10 protein-coding genes are annotated in these 15,930 nt (G+C 56.1%); 3 read left to right on the forward strand and 7 right to left on the reverse strand.

The window, feature by feature from the left end; genetic code table 11:
- Window positions 1-122 precede the first annotated feature (122 nt).
- Complete coding sequence (locus P346_RS13215) at window positions 123-1,412, forward strand: SulP family inorganic anion transporter (protein WP_032659108.1); 1,290 nt, start codon at window positions 123-125, stop codon at window positions 1,410-1,412.
- On the opposite strand, the gene mgtE is transcribed toward P346_RS13215, so the two are convergent.
- The 6 genes from mgtE to P346_RS13185 form a co-directional block, all read right to left on the reverse strand.
- Window positions 1,375-2,811: a magnesium transporter gene (mgtE, locus tag P346_RS13210; RefSeq protein WP_032659110.1), complete on the reverse strand. Its 1,437-nt coding sequence runs from the start codon at window positions 2,809-2,811 to the stop codon at window positions 1,375-1,377. The two genes, P346_RS13215 and mgtE, sit on opposite strands and share 38 nt — an antisense overlap.
- A 191-nt stretch (window positions 2,812-3,002) precedes the next feature.
- Window positions 3,003-4,646, reverse strand: coding sequence for a multidrug ABC transporter permease/ATP-binding protein (locus P346_RS13205; protein WP_032659579.1), 1,644 nt, complete (start codon window positions 4,644-4,646; stop codon window positions 3,003-3,005).
- Window positions 4,647-4,715: 69 nt separating this feature from the next.
- Window positions 4,716-5,372: a DNA oxidative demethylase AlkB gene (gene alkB / locus P346_RS13200; RefSeq protein WP_032659113.1), complete on the reverse strand. Its 657-nt coding sequence runs from the start codon at window positions 5,370-5,372 to the stop codon at window positions 4,716-4,718.
- Complete coding sequence (ada, locus tag P346_RS13195; RefSeq protein ID WP_032659115.1) at window positions 5,372-6,430, reverse strand: bifunctional DNA-binding transcriptional regulator/O6-methylguanine-DNA methyltransferase Ada; 1,059 nt, start codon at window positions 6,428-6,430, stop codon at window positions 5,372-5,374. Before ada ends, alkB begins: the two co-directional genes overlap by 1 nt.
- 72 nt (window positions 6,431-6,502) lie before the next feature.
- The gene (apbE, locus tag P346_RS13190; protein ID WP_032659118.1) at window positions 6,503-7,558 is read right to left on the reverse strand and encodes an FAD:protein FMN transferase ApbE; all 1,056 of its coding nucleotides are present in this window, start codon (window positions 7,556-7,558) and stop codon (window positions 6,503-6,505) included.
- 114 nt (window positions 7,559-7,672) lie between these two features.
- On the reverse strand, window positions 7,673-8,788 hold the full coding sequence (locus P346_RS13185; protein ID WP_032659121.1) for a porin OmpC: 1,116 nt from the start codon (window positions 8,786-8,788) through the stop codon (window positions 7,673-7,675).
- Between the two features lie 743 nt (window positions 8,789-9,531).
- Between P346_RS13185 and rcsD the strand changes: the two genes are divergently transcribed.
- Together rcsD and rcsB are read left to right on the forward strand one after the other, a co-directional pair.
- Window positions 9,532-12,204, forward strand: a complete 2,673-nt coding sequence (gene rcsD, locus P346_RS13180) for a phosphotransferase RcsD (RefSeq protein ID WP_032659123.1) — start codon at window positions 9,532-9,534, stop codon at window positions 12,202-12,204.
- 16 nt (window positions 12,205-12,220) lie between these two features.
- Window positions 12,221-12,871 (forward strand): response regulator transcription factor RcsB, encoded by a 651-nt coding sequence (gene rcsB / locus P346_RS13175; RefSeq protein ID WP_003859405.1) that lies wholly within the window; start codon window positions 12,221-12,223, stop codon window positions 12,869-12,871.
- 110 nt (window positions 12,872-12,981) lie between these two features.
- Here rcsB and rcsC read toward each other — a convergent pair whose 3' ends face one another.
- The gene (gene rcsC / locus P346_RS13170; protein ID WP_029740917.1) at window positions 12,982-15,828 is read right to left on the reverse strand and encodes a two-component system sensor histidine kinase RcsC; all 2,847 of its coding nucleotides are present in this window, start codon (window positions 15,826-15,828) and stop codon (window positions 12,982-12,984) included.
- Between the last annotated feature and the right edge of the window lie 102 nt (window positions 15,829-15,930).

Here is a 15,930-nt window from a genome sequence, read left to right on the forward strand (position 1 = left end):
ACGGTAACAACTTTTAAATATTGTTTAAAGGTTACGAAATTATTGTAATTGTGAAATTTAATGATGGATTGTTTGTGAGGAATTATCGATGCGTCTGGTAAAGCGCGGTTTTACTGGCTAGTATGTTGCGTTTTGTGATCGCGCGCACGGAAGCCTGCCCTAACCAGCGAACTGTTATGTCCTTACCCCATTCTGCCGTATCCCCCGAAGACCGCGTAGCCAACGTGCTGCGTTCCCCTAAGCAGCTGACGCGTGAAACGCTGGCAGGCGTGATTACCGCCCTGGCGCTGATCCCCGAAGTCATCTCATTTTCGGTGGTGGCGGGCGTTGACCCGAAGGTCAGCCTGATCGCCTCCGTGGTGCTGTGCCTTGCCCTGTCTGTACTCGGTGGTCGCCCGGCGATGGTCACGGCAGCGGCGGGGTCCGTGGCGCTGGTCATTGGCCCGATGGTGCATCAGCACGGCGTACAGTACATTCTTCCCGCCGTGCTTATGGCGGGCGTGATTCAGATTCTGTTTGGCGTGCTGGGTATGGCAAGGCTGATGCGCTTTATTCCCCAGTCGGTCATGACCGGGTTTGTTAACGCCCTGGGCATTTTGATCTTCTTCGCTCAGGTGCCGCATTTCTGGAGCCGAAGCCCGCTGATTGTGGGCCTGTTCGTCCTGACGCTGCTGATCGTGCTGTGGGTGCCGCGCTATATCAAAAGCATCCCTTCCCCGCTGATTGCGATTGTTGTGCTTACCTTGTTCACCGTTTCAACCGGACAAATCCTGCCGACCGTGGGCGATGAAGGCTCCATGAGCGGCGGTTTGCCGGGCCTTACCGAACTTCTGGTCCCCCTCAATGTGCAGACGCTGAGCATTATCTGGCCGTGCGCGTTGAGCATCGCCTTTGTCGGCCTGCTGGAATCCCTGCTGACGGCAAAGCTGGTGGATGAGCTGACCGCGACACCGTCAGGTAAACGCCGCGAAAGCATTGGATTAGGCGTCGGCAATATTCTGGCCGGATTTTATGGCGGTATTGCAGGCTGCGCGATGATTGGACAAACCATCGTCAACGTGGAGATGGGGAAAGGTCGAAGCCGCATTTCAACCTTTGCGGCGGGCATCGTGCTGCTGATCCTGGTGACGGCGCTCAGCGACGTGATGGCCAAAATCCCGATGGCGGTGCTGGCGGGTATTATGGCGATTGTCGCCGTCAAAACCTTCAGCTGGCACAGCCTTCAGCCAGCCACGGTGAAAACGGCCCCGATAGCAGAAACGGTCGTCATGCTGGTCACCGTTGCCGCCACGGTATCAACCGGCAATCTGGCGATTGGCGTGCTGGGTGGGATTATCGTCATGGCACTCCTCCCCGCCCGTATTAAGCGTCGGCTTAAAGCAGAAAAATCGTCGCCAGCCCAAGAAAAATAAAGAAACCGCCGGTATCAGTGATGGCGGTGATCATCACGCTCGACCCCACCGCGGGGTCGCGCCCCAGTTTGGTCATCGTCAGCGGGATAATGACCCCCATCATTGATGCCACCAGCAGGTTCAGCACCATCGCCAGCATCATCACCCCGCCCAGCGCCATATCGTCATACAGCCACCAGGTGATGCCGCCCATAATGCCGCCCCACACCAGGCCGTTGATCAGCGCCACGCCCATCTCCCTGAAGATCAGAAAGGCGAAGTTACCGGGCTGAATGTTTTCCAGCGCCAGCGCGCGGACGATCATGGTGATGGTCTGGTTTCCGGTGTTACCACCAATCCCTGCGACAATCGGCATCAGCGAGGCCAGCGCCACCAGCTGAGAAATGGTGTGTTCAAACCCATCAATCACCCGGGAGGCAATAAACGCGGTACACAGGTTAATGGCCAGCCACGCCCAGCGCGTTTTCACCGCCTTGCCGACGGAGGCATGGACGTCATCTTCGGCGCTGATCCCCCCGAGCGCGCGCAGGTCGTTGTCGGTTTCTTCGTAGACGACATCAACGATCTCATCGATGGTCAGACGCCCCATCAGTTTGCCGACGGAATCCACGACGGCGGCACTCACCAGGTCGTCACGCTCGAAGGTGCGCGCCGCTTTCTCCGCGTCGTCTTCCGGGGAGAAGACCATCGGCTCGTTTTCCATCACCTCGCTCACCTTCCGCTGGGTGCTGTTGAGCAGGATGGTTTTCAGCTCCAGCTCGCCGAGCAGGGTTTTATCCCGGGAGGTGACGAACAGCTTATCGGTGTTGTCCGGCATCTTGCCCAGGCGACGCAGATAGCGCTGCACGGTACCGAGCGTGACGTCAGGACGCACCGTGATAACGCCGAACTCCATGATCGCGCCGACGCTGTTTTTCTCGTAATGCATCACCTGACGCACGCGCGCGCGTTCATCAGCAGGCAGCGACGCCAGCAGGCGGCCGGTCAGGTTTCGCGGCAGGTGCTGAACGAGGTAAATCTGCTCGTCGATATCCAGTGTTTGCACAGCGTCGAGAATATCCCGGTCGCTCATCTCGTCGATCAGGTCGTCCCAGACGTTTTCGGAGGCCTCAAGCAGCACCTGCCCGCGCTCGTGATCCTGCACCAGACGCCACAGGGCATGACGCTCTTCCGAGGGAAGCGCTTCAAGGGTATCCGCCAGATCCGGCGGGGGTAAATGAGCAACCAGCGCACCTACCTCAGCAATATCGTCGGCCAGGGTGCCGACATCATATTGCTCAGCCAGGGTGAGTTTGCCTAAAAGCGTAGAAGTGACCGCTTTATCGGTCGTGAGAAGCCAGATGAGTCGCGCGCGCTCCTGGTCACGCTGTCTGGCGCTGTTTTTCTTTAATACCGACATCAATCATAAATCCATTAAATGAGTTGGGGTTAAGCATAGCGCGGGGATATGTAAATAAGAATAAACAACGGAACGGGATGGAGAAAAAAGCGGCATATCGTGCAAATCATTGTGCCCGGCGGCGCGACGCTTGCACGGGCCTACAAAATCGTAGGCCGGGTAAGGCGAAGCCGCTACCCGGCACATTTGCATCAGGCCGTACGCGCCACCGCGTCACGCGAGGCCGCATCGCGCTCTTCACCGGTCAGCTCGCTCAGCTTGCCGTCGCGCATCTCCAGCAGGCGGTCAGCATGAATGAAGTAGTGATCGTCGTGGCTGATGGCGAAAATGGTTTTGCCCATCTCCTGCATCAGCGGCAGCAGCACCTGATAAAACTCGCGGCGGAAATGCGGATCCTGATCGGCCGCCCACTCGTCCAGCAGGATGATGTCGCGCTCTTCCGCCAGCGCCAGCAGCAGCGCCACGCGCTTTTTCTGCCCTTTGGAGAGCTTCAGGTTGAGGATCTTCCCGTCCTGTAACTCCAGCTTGTGCGACATCTGCAGCTGCGCCAGCCATTTTTCCACCAGCGCAGGATTGGCCTGTTGCCCTTCCGGCCCCAGCAGCCGATCGAACAGCCAGACGTCGGTGAATACCGCCGAGAAAAGCTTGCGGTAATCCTCGGGCTTCTCCGCGCTCAGCGCCTTGCCGTCCAGCAAAATCTCGCCCGACTGCGGCTGGTAGAGTCCGGTCAGCAGCATCGCCAGCGTAGATTTACCGCTGCCGTTGCCGCCGATGAGGAACAGCAGTTCACCGCGGCGGATAGTCAGGTTGACCGGCCCCACGGAAAAGGCGCTGTCCTGATAGCGGAACGTGACGTTACGCAGCTCCAGTGTCTGCCAGTTCGGGAATGCCTGCGGGCGCGGGAATTCGGCTTTAAACGGCGCGAGATCGAATTTTTTGAGCTTATTAAATGCCACCTGCGCACTCAGCAGGGTGGGCAGCGCACCGACCGCCGAGAGCAGCGGCGTGCGCAAAAACAGCAGCGTCAGCGAGTAGGTTGCCGCTACGTTGGTGTCCGCCCAGCCCAGGCTGTTCGCCATCCAGAATACCAGGCCAATGGCGCCCAGCATCATGATGTTTGACCAGTTCACCGCGCTCAGGTGGAAGGTATCAGCGCGAATAATATGATGACGGTATTCGCGCGCGTCCGGGATATAGAGGTTATTAAAGATATGCTCGGCGCGCTCGCGGTTCAGGGTGAGCTCTTTGCGTCCTTCCAGTACAGTCTGGTAATCGTTATAGAGCTTATCTTCGGTTTCGCGCAGCACCGCCATGTGTTTGTAGACGCGCGACACCAGCATAAAGCCGCCCCAGATGGTAATGGCAATCCACAGCGCGGTCACCGCCAGCATTTTGCTGGAGAGCCAGGCGAGATAGGCGGCCGATCCAAAGGTCAGAATGATCCCCTGCACCAGCTCCGGCAGACGCACGAACGCGATGGTAATGGCGCGCACGTCGCTGGTCAGCCCCGCCAGCAGGGAAGCGCTGCCGAGCTGCTCAACGCGCTCTATCTGGGTGTCCAGGATCCGCTTGATAAACTCACTGCGCAAACGAAAAACGAAATGGTGCCCGAGCGCGGTCAGCGCCAGCTGGGAGCCGAGCGTAACCGCCATCAACAGGAGCAGCAGGCCGAGAAACTCCGGCAATACGGAGATCGAGGTGTCGACCATCTCAATCAACCGCACGTTAATAAACGCGATCAGGCCAATACCCAGCGCGGCGCTGGCAAGGCTTAACGCCATTACGGCGATGAAGGGCCAGCGATACTGACGCCAGACAAGGAGAAGTAGTTGCATGCAGGCAATCCGGACAATAAAAATCAGCCAGCAGTGTAAACTGCCCTGCGCGGACATCAAGAATAATTCTTATTTTAGTTTACTCGCCCCCGCCTGACGGAAGGTCAGGTTAAAACGGTACTCGCCCGTGAGCGGGTGGACCCCGGGCTTCAGCGGCTGAATGCCGTGATAATAAAGCCGCGACTCCCTGCCCCACACCACCACATCGCCATGTTCCAACATGATGCGCTTGAGCGGGTCGTTGCGGCGTAATCCCCCAAACTGGAAGACGGCGGGCAGACCTAACGATACCGAGACGATAGGCGCGCGCAAATCGGGTTCATCCTTGTCCTGGTGCAGCGAAAGCTTCGCACCGACGGCGTAGCGGTTGATCAGGCAGGCATCCGGCCGAAAGTCAGGATACTCCGCTGCTACGGCGGCCTCGTGGCAGAGAGCCTGAAAAACGGCAGGCATCGGGGGCCAGGGCTGGCCGGTAGCGGGATCGTTCGGGGCATACAGATAGCCCCGCTCGTTCGTCGCCCAGCCCAGTTCGCCGCAGTTGGCCATAGCCACCGACATGGTGTAGCCGCCCGGCGTCACCATATGGCGAAACGGCGAAACAGCCGTCACCTCGTCGATACCCGCAAGCAGCGCCGCCGCACGGGAGAGTGCAAAGCGGCGCAGGATCGCCGCCCCCGGCGCAAGCGGCTCCTGCCAGGGTTCAGCATCCGCAAAAAGATCGAGCATTATCCCTCCTGGCGTTTCGCCTCACGTTTCAGTAATAGCGCTTTTCGCGCCGTCCCCCAACGGTAACCCGACAGCGCGCCGTCGTTACGAACCACGCGATGACAGGGGATCACAATCGCCAGCGTGTTTGCCGCACAGGCTCCGGCAACGGCGCGTACCGCATTAGGTTGACCAATCGCCTGCGCCACCTGCCGGTAACTGGCCGTTTCGCCGCAGGGAATGTTGCGAAGGGCCTGCCAGACGCGCTGCTGGAACGCGGTTCCGCGAATATCCAGCGGCAGCGCAAGCGGTACGTCGCGGTTATCAATACTGGCAATCACCTGCTGGACCCGCCGCGCGAAATCCTCTTCCAGCGGCGCATGCGCTGCTTTTGGAAAATGCGCGGCAAGCTCTTCGGCTAATTCTTCATCGCTGTCACCCAGCAGGATCGCGCAGATCCCCCGCTCGCTTTCCGCAACCAGACAGCGTCCTAACGAACAGTCGCTAATGGCATAACGCACCGCCACATCCCCTTTGCGGTACTGCTTCGCCGTCATGCCCAGCGCATCGTTGGCTTTGCGATAGTAGCTGCTGCTGTCGGGAAAGCCCGCTGCCAGCACGGCGTCGGTGATTTTGTCACCCTGTGCAAGCGCGGTGCGCAGGCGCTGGCCTCGCGCCGCCTGCTGCCAGGCCTTAGGCGTCATGCCGGTCACGGACTTAAACAGACGATGGAAATGGAAAGGACTCATGGCCACCTGCTGCGCCAGCCCCTCCAGGGTTAGCGTGGGATCCTGTTCCAGAAGACGACAGGCGTGTTCCACTTTCGCCAGCTTCTGCGCCTGCGGATCGCGTTTGTCCGGCATGCAGCGCTTGCACGGGCGAAACCCTGCCTGAACGGCACGGTGGGCATCGGGATAAAAGCGGACGTTTTTACGCAGCGCGTGGCGGGCGCGGCATGACGGGCGGCAGAAAATACCCGTCGTCTGCACGGCGAAGACAAACTGTTCGTCAGCGAGCGGATCGCGGGCCAGCACGGCCTGCCAGCGATCCTCATCGGTAATAAAGGTTGAGTTTCTCATTATCGGCTCCTCATGTAAGCATACATAGAGCGTGCCTGAGTGCTAGTGATAAAAAACCCGCAACCTTGCTTTTTAATTTTTGTCGCGCACCAGGAAACTGTTGAACTGCGGCGAGCTCCAGGTTCTGAACCCGTCGCCCTCTTTGGTGATCATATAAACCGCCAGCCCTTCCTGACGAACCACCTCTTTGGCTTTTTCCGGGCCGAGAACCATTAAGCCAGTATCCCAGGCATCCGCTTCCAGCGCGGTTGGGGCGATGACCGTCACCGATACCAGGTTATGCGTGATGGGACGGCCGGTCTGCGGATCGATAACATGCGAAATACGCTTCCCGTCAAGCTCGTAATAGTTACGATAGCTCCCGGAGGTACTGATGCCATGTCCGTTGATATCCACTATCGCCTGCACGGCATTTTGCCGATCGGTCGGCTTTTGAATCGCTACGCGCCACGGCTTATCGCTGGCGTTCATCCCCCGGCTGACTAACGCGCCGCCCACGGAGACCAGATAACGGGAAATGCCTTCCTGGGCCATCAGCGCAGCAAGATGATCCGCCGCATAGCCTTCCCCTACCGTCGACAGATCGACAAACAGATCGGGGATATCTTTTTGCAGGTACTGTTGCCCGTACTGATTGATCACCGTCAGATGCTGCAGCCCCGTCCTGGCCCGGGCATCATCAATGGCCGCCTGTTCGGGCGTGGTCATCGGCTGTTTGTTAGGGCCAAATCCCCAGAGGTTTACCAGCGGTCCGACGGTCACATCCATCGCGCCGTTGGTTTTATAACCCACGCGTATAGATTCGGTCACGATATCGGCCATCGCCTCGCTCACCGGCCACAGGGAGGTGCTGGTGGAGAGGTTAAAGCGCATCAGCGCCGAGTCATTTTTATAGGTCGACAGCAGCTGATCGTCGGCGTCCAGCTGCGACTGGATTTTGTCGCGTAGCTCATCTGTGCGCGTTTTATCGAGGTTCATCACGCTGACGCGCCAGAAGGTGCCCATCGTTTTGCCTTCGAGCACCGTCGCGGCGGGTGCGTCGGTTTTCGCCACGGGGGCGGGATCGTTACATGCGGTCAGGAAAAAAAGCATAGCCAGAAAGCTGGCGCGTAAAAAAGTCATGTCCATTCATTATTATCCTCATGCCAGGGCGGCAAGAGTACACCAAAACGGGTGAGTTGTGAGAATCTGCGAGGCACAAAAAAGGGGCCAGCAGGCCCCTTACGTCACACGATGAAGCGATTAGAACTGGTAAACCAGGCCCAGCGCGACGATATCGTCAGTACCGATACCCGCCTGACGGGTGAATTCATTTTCATCAACAAGGTTGATTTTGTAATCCACGTAGGTGGACATGTTTTTGTTGAAGTAGTAAGTCGCACCAACATCAACATATTTCAGCAGATCCTGATCGCCGTAACCTTCGATGTCTTTCCCTTTAGACTGCAGGTAAGCCACGGATGGACGCAGGCCGAAGTCGAACTGGTACTGAGCAACCACTTCGAAGTTCTGCGCTTTGTTAGCGAAGCCGTAAATTTCGCTGCTGCTCTGAGAGTTGCCGAAACGCGTTGCGTTGTAGGTCTGGGAGTATTGCGCCGCAAGGTAGATGTTGTTGGCGTCGTATTTCAGACCACCAGAATAGACTTCAGCACGATCGCCTTCGCCCTTCAGCGCCGAGTTAGCGGTGTTGTTCTGGTCAGCGGTACGTTTGGAAGAAGACATTGCACCACCGATGCTGAAGCCTTCACCCAGGTTATAGGTTACGGATGCACCGTAGCCGTCGCCGTTCTGTTTCAGCAGGCTACGACCGGTGTCGTTTTCACCGCTTACGCTGCCGTTTTTACCCTGATACTGCAGGGCAAAGTTCAGGCCATCCACCAGACCAAAGAAGTCCTGGTTACGGTAGGTCGCCACGCCGTTAGCACGGGACTGCAGGAAGTTGTCCGCACCGTAAGTATCGCCGCCAAATTCTGGCAGAACGTCGGTCCAGGAGGTGACGTCGTAGATTACGCCGTAGTTACGACCGTAATCGAAAGAACCCGCGTCAGCGAATTTCAGACCCGCGAACGCCACACGCGTCCAGGCCTGATTGTCACTTTCAGAGGTGTTGCCCTGGATCTGGTATTCCCACTGGCCGTAACCGGTCAGCTGATCGTTAACCTGAGTTTCGCCTTTGAAGCCAAGACGCATGTAGGTCTGGTCGCCATCGGCACTCTTGTCGTCAGAGAAATAGTGCAGACCATCAACTTTACCGTACAGATCTAATTTGTTGCCATCTTTGTTATAAATTTCGGCCGCATTTGCTGCGCCTGCCACCAGGAGTGCTGGTACCAGGAGGGACAGTACTTTAACTTTCATTTTATTAACCCTCTGTTATATGCCTTATAATTGCCACTGCTTACTGGTTAACCCTCATTAACCAGTCGGCAATTTCATTCTCCGCAAAATTACAGAATAATCCAATGCGAATATGATACGAAAACTTTGAAGATGTTTCATTTACCCATCAACATGTTTCAAAATGTAAATATCAAGGAACTTTTACAAAGCACAAATAGCTTAGAAAATTAGCACTTATAATCAAACAGAAAAATCACCGCATAAACATCAATTAGTTACAATAAAATCCGTTACAGCACTGAATGACAAAACAAGATCGCACCTAATCTCTAAAATAACTCTCGCTATCATCATTAACTTTATTTATTACCGTCATTCAGTTTTGAATGTCTGTTTATCCCTAATTGAACCGGATGCTCCGCATTCGGTTTTTTTTTACCTTTCTTTACGTAACTTCTCTTTTTTTGTGCTACCGCACCGTAATTGTAACGACTATTAACTAAATTCTCGCCGGGTATCTTTCGAAATCCATCAGTTGGGGCAAAACTTAATTTCTTGTTAATTCGTGCTATTCTTTGACAGCGCGGGCTGATTATTTGTACGCATCTGGCGAGTTTGTACATGTTTACTGCACACCTCGTCGCCGATATTGTCCCGTGAAAAAGTCGCCTCATCCCGGACAGTGGCGCTGGAAATTCAGTTATTACCCTTTATACTGCCCTATCGCCACAGAGCACGACCATAACGGGTTAAAGATATCAATGAGTCAGACTGAAACCACCGCCCCGAGCAAATTCTCCCTTCTACCCGGGAGCATCACCCGTTTCTTTCTTCTTTTGATCGTTGTGCTGTTAGTCACCATGGGGGTGATGGTGCAAAGCGCGGTTAACGCCTGGCTGAAGGATAAGAGCTATCAGGTCGTGGATATCACCCATGCCGTGCACAAGCGCATTGATACCTGGCGCTATGCCACCTGGCAGATTTACGACAATATCGCGGCTGCCCCGACCTCCTCGTCCGGGGATGGACTTCAGGAGACGCGGCTGAAGCAGGATGTCTATTATCTCGAAAAACCGCAGCGTAAGACCGAGGCCCTTATCTTTGGCTCTCACGACAGCGCGACGCTTGAGATGACGCAGCGTATTTCGACCTATCTGGATACCCTCTGGGGAGCAGAAACGGTACCTTGGTCGATGTACTATCTGAACGGTCAGGACAACAGCATGATCCTGATCTCGACGCTGCCGTTAAAAGATCTCTCATCCGGGTTTAAAGAGACAACCGTGGGCAGCATCGTCGATTCCCGCCGGGCAGAGATGCTGCAGCAGGCGAATGCCCTTGATGAGCGTGAGAGCTTCTCTTCCCTGCGTCGTCTGGCCTGGCAAAACGGCCATTATTTTACTCTGCGCACCACGTTCAACCAGCCAGGGCATCTGGCGACGGTGGTGGCCTTCGATTTACCGATTAATGATTTAATCCCGCCGGATATGCCGCTCGACAGCTTCCGCCTGGAGCCAGACAGCAGCACTCAGAACATGCGTGCGGCGTCCGACAAAGAGGCCGCAGAGAGCGTATCGATCTCCTTTAACGGCTCGAAAATCGAAATTGCCTCATCGCTGAATTCGACCGGTATGCGCCTGGTGTGGCAGGTGCCGTTTGGCACGCTGTTGCTCGACACCCTGCAAAATATCCTGCTGCCTCTGCTGCTGAATATCGGTCTGCTGGCGCTGGCCCTGTTTGGCTACAGCACCTTCCGTTTCCAGACGGGTCGTCAGAGCGACGCCTCTGCGGCTCCGGCCGGCACCAGCAATGAGCTGCGCGTATTGCGTGCACTGAATGAAGAGATTGTTTCCGTGCTGCCGCTAGGAGTCCTGGTTCACGATCAGGAGGCGAATCGTACGGTGATGAGCAACAAAATTGCCGACCATCTGCTGCCGCACCTTAACCTGCAGAACATCACCACCATGGCGGATCAACACCAGGGGGTGATTCAGGCCACCATCAACAATGAACTGTACGAGATCCGTCAGTTCCGCAGCCAGGTGGCTCCCCGCACGCAAATCTTCATTATTCGCGATCAGGATCGCGAAGTGCTGGTCAATAAAAAGCTCAAGCAGGCGCAAAGGCTGTATGAGAAAAACCAGCAGGGGCGCGCCGCATTTATGCAGAACATTGGCGATGCCTTCAAGCAGCCGTTAAAAACGCTGGCAACCCAGGCGGCGGCGTTAAACACTTCAGAAAGCCACCAGCTTGCCTGCCAGGCCGATTCCCTGGTCAGAATGGTTGATGAGATCCAGCTGGCGAACATGCTGGAGAATGATTTCTGGAAGGGAACGCCAGCCCTCTTCTCCATTCAGGATCTGATCGATGAAGTGGTGCCGGAAGTGCTGCCCGTCATCAAGCGCAAGGGGCTGCAGCTGCTGATCAATAACAATCTCCCTGCGAATGACGAACGCCACGGCGATCGCGAAGCGCTGCGCCGCATTCTGCTGATGATTATTCAGTACGCCGTCACCACCACGCAGATCGGCAAGATCACTCTTGAAGTCAGCACCGAGGAGTCAGCAGAAGACCGTCTCACGTTCCGCATCCTGGACACCGGGGAAGGCGTCACAACAAGCGAAATTGATAATCTGCACTTCCCGTTCCTGAATGACACGCAGAGCGATCGCTACGGCAAGGCCAATGCCCTGACCTTCTGGCTGTGCGATCAGCTGGCGCGTAAGCTCGGCGGCCACCTGAACATCAAAGCCCGTGAATCCCTCGGCACCCGCTATTCTCTGCACGTGAAAATGGCGGCCAATCCGCAGGAAGAAGATGAGGAACGTCTGCTGGATGATGTCGTGGTGATGGTCGACGTGACCTCGAACGAGATCCGCAATATTGTCGTTCGTCAGTTAGAAAACTGGGGAGCGGCCTGCATCACGCCGGATGAAAGACTTGCAAGTCAAGAATTTGATCTGTTTTTAACTGATAATCCGTCTAATCTTACTGCCTCCGGCTTGCTTTTAAGCGATGATGAGTCAGGCGTGCGGAAAATCGGCCCTGGCCAGCTGCGCGTCAACTTTAATATAAGCAATGCGATGCAGGAAGCTGTACTACAACTAATAGAAGAGCAGCTGGCGCAGGAAGAGATAACGGAGTCACCGTTAGGCGGCAATGAAAATGCCGAGCTTCACGCCAGCGGATACTATTCACTCTTTGTTGATACAGTACCAGATGATGTTAAGCGGTTGTATACTGAGTCCGCTGCGAATGATTTTGCAGCGCTGGCACAGACAGCACACCGGCTTAAAGGGGTGTTTGCCATGCTTAATCTGGTTCCCGGCAAGCAGTTATGTGAAACGCTGGAACATCTAATTCGTGAGAAAGATGCCTCTGGCATTGAAAAATACATCAGCGACATTGACGCCTACGTCAAAAGCTTGCTGTAGCAAGGTAGCCTTATACATGAACAATATGAACGTAATTATTGCCGATGACCATCCGATTGTACTGTTCGGTATTCGCAAATCACTTGAACAGATCGAGTGGGTGAATGTAGTCGGTGAATTTGAAGACTCTACAGCACTGATCAATAACCTCCCAAAGCTTGATGCACACGTGCTCATTACCGATCTCTCCATGCCTGGAGACAAATACGGTGATGGGATCACGCTCATCAAATACATTAAACGTCACTTCCCGGATATCTCGATCATTGTTCTGACCATGAACAACAACCCGGCGATCCTGAGCGCGGTGTTGGATCTGGACATCGAAGGGATTGTGCTGAAACAGGGCGCACCGACCGATCTGCCAAAAGCGCTCGCTGCGCTGCAGAAAGGCAAGAAGTTCACGCCTGAGAGCGTCTCTCGTCTGCTGGAAAAAATCAGCGCGGGTGGCTACGGTGACAAACGCCTGTCCCCGAAAGAAAGTGAAGTTCTGCGCCTGTTCGCAGAAGGTTTCCTGGTGACCGAGATTGCCAAGAAGCTGAACCGCAGCATTAAAACCATCAGCAGCCAGAAGAAATCAGCGATGATGAAGCTGGGCGTGGACAACGATATTGCACTGCTGAACTATCTCTCCTCCGTTACGCTGAGCGCAACGGACAAGGATTGATCCCCACTGTAAATGCCGGGTGGCGCTCGCGCTTACCCGGCCTACAAAACCCGTAGGCCCGCGCAAGCGCAGTGCCGCCGGGCAAATAAAAAGGCCCTTGCGGGCCTTTTTTATATTCTGGTTTTTCTCACGCGATCCGCGTAAATCGACAATGTCTGTTTCAGCACGTCCAGCGTCACCGGCTTCGACAGACAGCTGTCCATGCCTGACTCCAGACAACGCTGTTTCTCTTCCGCCAGCGCGTTCGCCGTTACGCCCACCACCGGCAGCGTCAGGCCAAGCTGTCGGATGCGCTGCGTCAGACGGTAGCCGTCCATGTTTGGCATGTTGACGTCGCTAAGCACGATATCAATATGATTTTTACTCAGCACATTCAGCGCATCCACGCCGTCATTGGCGGTTTTGCACTGGTAGCCCAGCGATCCCAGCTGGTCAGCCAGCAGGCGGCGGTTAATCGGATGGTCATCCACCACCAGAATCATCATATCGTCATTCACCGAAGCCAGAGACTCCGGTGACGGCAATCCGCCCGCGCCGTCGCGCTCTTCCAGCTCCACTTTGTAGATGCGCGCCAGCAGGCTCAACAGCTCGTGCGGCGTTGCAACGCTGTGTACCCATTCTCCAGGCGCACGCTCGACAGGAATGCCGATGTGGCGACGGCAGAAGAGCACCGACCCTCTCCCCTGCCACGGCTGCTCCGGCATCTCGTCGGCGATCAGCACATCGTCCACATCCGGCGTTTGACCTTCATAGCGACACACCCTCACGCCGCTGTGGGCAAGCAGCGCCGTCAGGTAGTCATTCAGCGAGGCGTTATGCACCGCCAGCCAGCAGCGCTTGTCGCTCAGCCCGTCTACCGTCGCTTTTGCCGGATACTGCGCCGAATAGAGCGGAATACGGATGGTGAACTGGCTGCCCATGCCGGGCTCGGTATCCACGGAAATATCACCGTCCATCATGCTGACGAGCTTCTCACAAATCGCCAGCCCCAGTCCGGTGCCCTGGAAGTTACGCTGCACGCCGGTCCCGACCTGGAAGAACGGGTCGAACAGGCGAACCACTTCCTTCGCCGGGATGCCGACGCCCGTGTCGCGCACGCGAATGCTCAGGTAATCCCCCGCCCGGCAAACGTGCAACACGATACAGCCAACGTCGGTGAATTTGATGGCGTTGCTGAGCAGGTTTGAGATGACCTGCTGCAGGCGCATCGGATCGCCGTGCAGCGTCAGCGGCACGTCCGGTTCGATAAAGCAGTAGAGCCCCAGCTGTTTACGCACCACCAGCGGCAGATAGTTGGCGCTGATGTGGTTCATCACCTCGCGCGGCGAAAACTCCCGCGGTTCGATTTTCAGCTGCTCAGACTCAATTTTAGAGAAGTCGAGAATATCGCTGATAATTTTCAGCAGCAGGCTGGAGGAGTTGTTCATCGCCGTCACCAGCCTGTCGACTCCTTTCGGCAGCTCTTTCGTCTGCAGCAGATCGAGGTTACCGATGATCCCGTACAGCGGCGTACGCAGCTCGTGGCTGACGGTGGCAAGGAACATGGATTTCGACTGGCTGGCCTGCTCCGCGGCCTGCGCCATCTCCTGCAGCGACTCTTCCATCTTCACGCGCGCGGAAACATCCACCAGCACGCAAATCGCCACGTTTTCATTGCGATAGCGGGAATGCACGAAGCTGATCTGCAGGTTGGTGTGCGTGCTGGTGAGCACATCGACAAAGTTAACCTGCTGACCGCAGATAATTTGCGTCAACCTCTGCCGGTCTTCGTGCGTCAGCATGTTCAGGTAGTTATGCGCCAGTTCGTTACTCAGGATATTGGTCCCGTCCTGGGTACGCAGAATACAGATCCCCACCGGTGCCGACGCGACAATCTTCCGGTTAAACTGCTCGTGCTCCTCCAGCCGCTGGGCGTCGCTTTCCGCCGGAATAAAGATTTTCCGCTCATACATGCGCGCCAGGGTGAACAGCGCCCCACCCGCGATCAGGTTCAGCAGAATGGCATTCATGATGAGAATGCGTATCCGCTCAAGCACCATGTCCACCGGCAGCGAATAGACAATACTCAGCGACGAAGGCGGCAGGCTCTTCTTCAGCACCAGTTCGCGGAAGCCCGAGGTATAGCCAAACCACGACCGCTCCTGCATCCAGTGCGGTTCGACGTTTAACCGGTTATCCGGCCCGGCGAGTGAGATCAGCTGATGACCGTTTTCATCCAGAATGGTTACCCCCATGGGCAGGCTGCCCGGGGTGAAGAAGTTTTCCATGCGAATGGTCTGCTCAATCCCCAGCAGCGCCTGCAGGCGATTGCCCAGATACACCGGCGTCAGGGCGTAGAAATAGCCCACGCCCGGTCGCGGGCCCTGGCTAACCCAGAAGATGTTATTCCCGCGCTCGTCCTGCGGCGCATTGCGGTATTTCACAATACGTTCATGCAGGCTTTTCAGCGCATCGTCACGCTCAACGGGCACGTCGCGCAGGCCAAAGTCAGCCATGCAGAGATTTTCACTGCCAATCAGGAATACGCGGTTCAGGTCATAGGCGGCGGAGAAATTGTCGCGCCAGTAGCGCATAAACCAGGCAAGGGATTCCAGCGACCCGCGCCAGGTATTGCTCATGGTGGAGCAATCGGAGTCCGGGAACAGCGGCTGGAAGTCCGGGACTTCGGTATTGTCATTCCGCCCGCGAAGCGCAAGGATGCCGTTTTCCGCCGTCAGACGATTCTCGGCAATATACTTCAGCTCCTTCATCACGTCAGACGTTCGCTGAATGTAGCGCTGGGCCTGGTCGGAGCTTAAGTTAAACTCCTGGCGGATCTCCGCTTCTTTCTGGTGCAGCGCGTTAACGATGTAAAACACCGAGAACAAGGCCACCAGCAGCCAAAGCAGGAGCGCCAGCGCCCGAAACAGATAGCGAGAAACTTTCAGCGTAGTACGAAAGGAGACGAGGTATTTCAAGGGGGCGAGGCTCCGCCGTCGGGGTAAAAAGAATGTGGTTAAGGTAGCGGTAAACGCGCCAGGTCGCAACGTTGACTTATCTGCTTGTGCAAAAGAAAAGGG

The sequence above is a fragment of the Enterobacter sp. DC1 genome (assembly GCF_000568075.1).
Classification (GTDB): domain Bacteria; phylum Pseudomonadota; class Gammaproteobacteria; order Enterobacterales; family Enterobacteriaceae; genus Enterobacter; species Enterobacter asburiae.

Coding starts and splice junctions, on each gene's coding strand:
- P346_RS13205 (WP_032659579.1), bottom strand. CDS start 4,646: ATGCAACTACTTCTCCTTGTCTGGCGTCAGTATCGCTGGCCCTTCATC.
- rcsD (WP_032659123.1), top strand. CDS start 9,532: ATGAGTCAGACTGAAACCACCGCCCCGAGCAAATTCTCCCTTCTACCC.
- ada (WP_032659115.1), bottom strand. CDS start 6,430: ATGAGAAACTCAACCTTTATTACCGATGAGGATCGCTGGCAGGCCGTG.
- P346_RS13215 (WP_032659108.1), top strand. CDS start 123: ATGTTGCGTTTTGTGATCGCGCGCACGGAAGCCTGCCCTAACCAGCGA.
- mgtE (WP_032659110.1), bottom strand. CDS start 2,811: ATGTCGGTATTAAAGAAAAACAGCGCCAGACAGCGTGACCAGGAGCGC.
- alkB (WP_032659113.1), bottom strand. CDS start 5,372: ATGCTCGATCTTTTTGCGGATGCTGAACCCTGGCAGGAGCCGCTTGCG.
- rcsB (WP_003859405.1), top strand. CDS start 12,221: ATGAACAATATGAACGTAATTATTGCCGATGACCATCCGATTGTACTG.
- apbE (WP_032659118.1), bottom strand. CDS start 7,558: ATGGACATGACTTTTTTACGCGCCAGCTTTCTGGCTATGCTTTTTTTC.
- P346_RS13185 (WP_032659121.1), bottom strand. CDS start 8,788: ATGAAAGTTAAAGTACTGTCCCTCCTGGTACCAGCACTCCTGGTGGCA.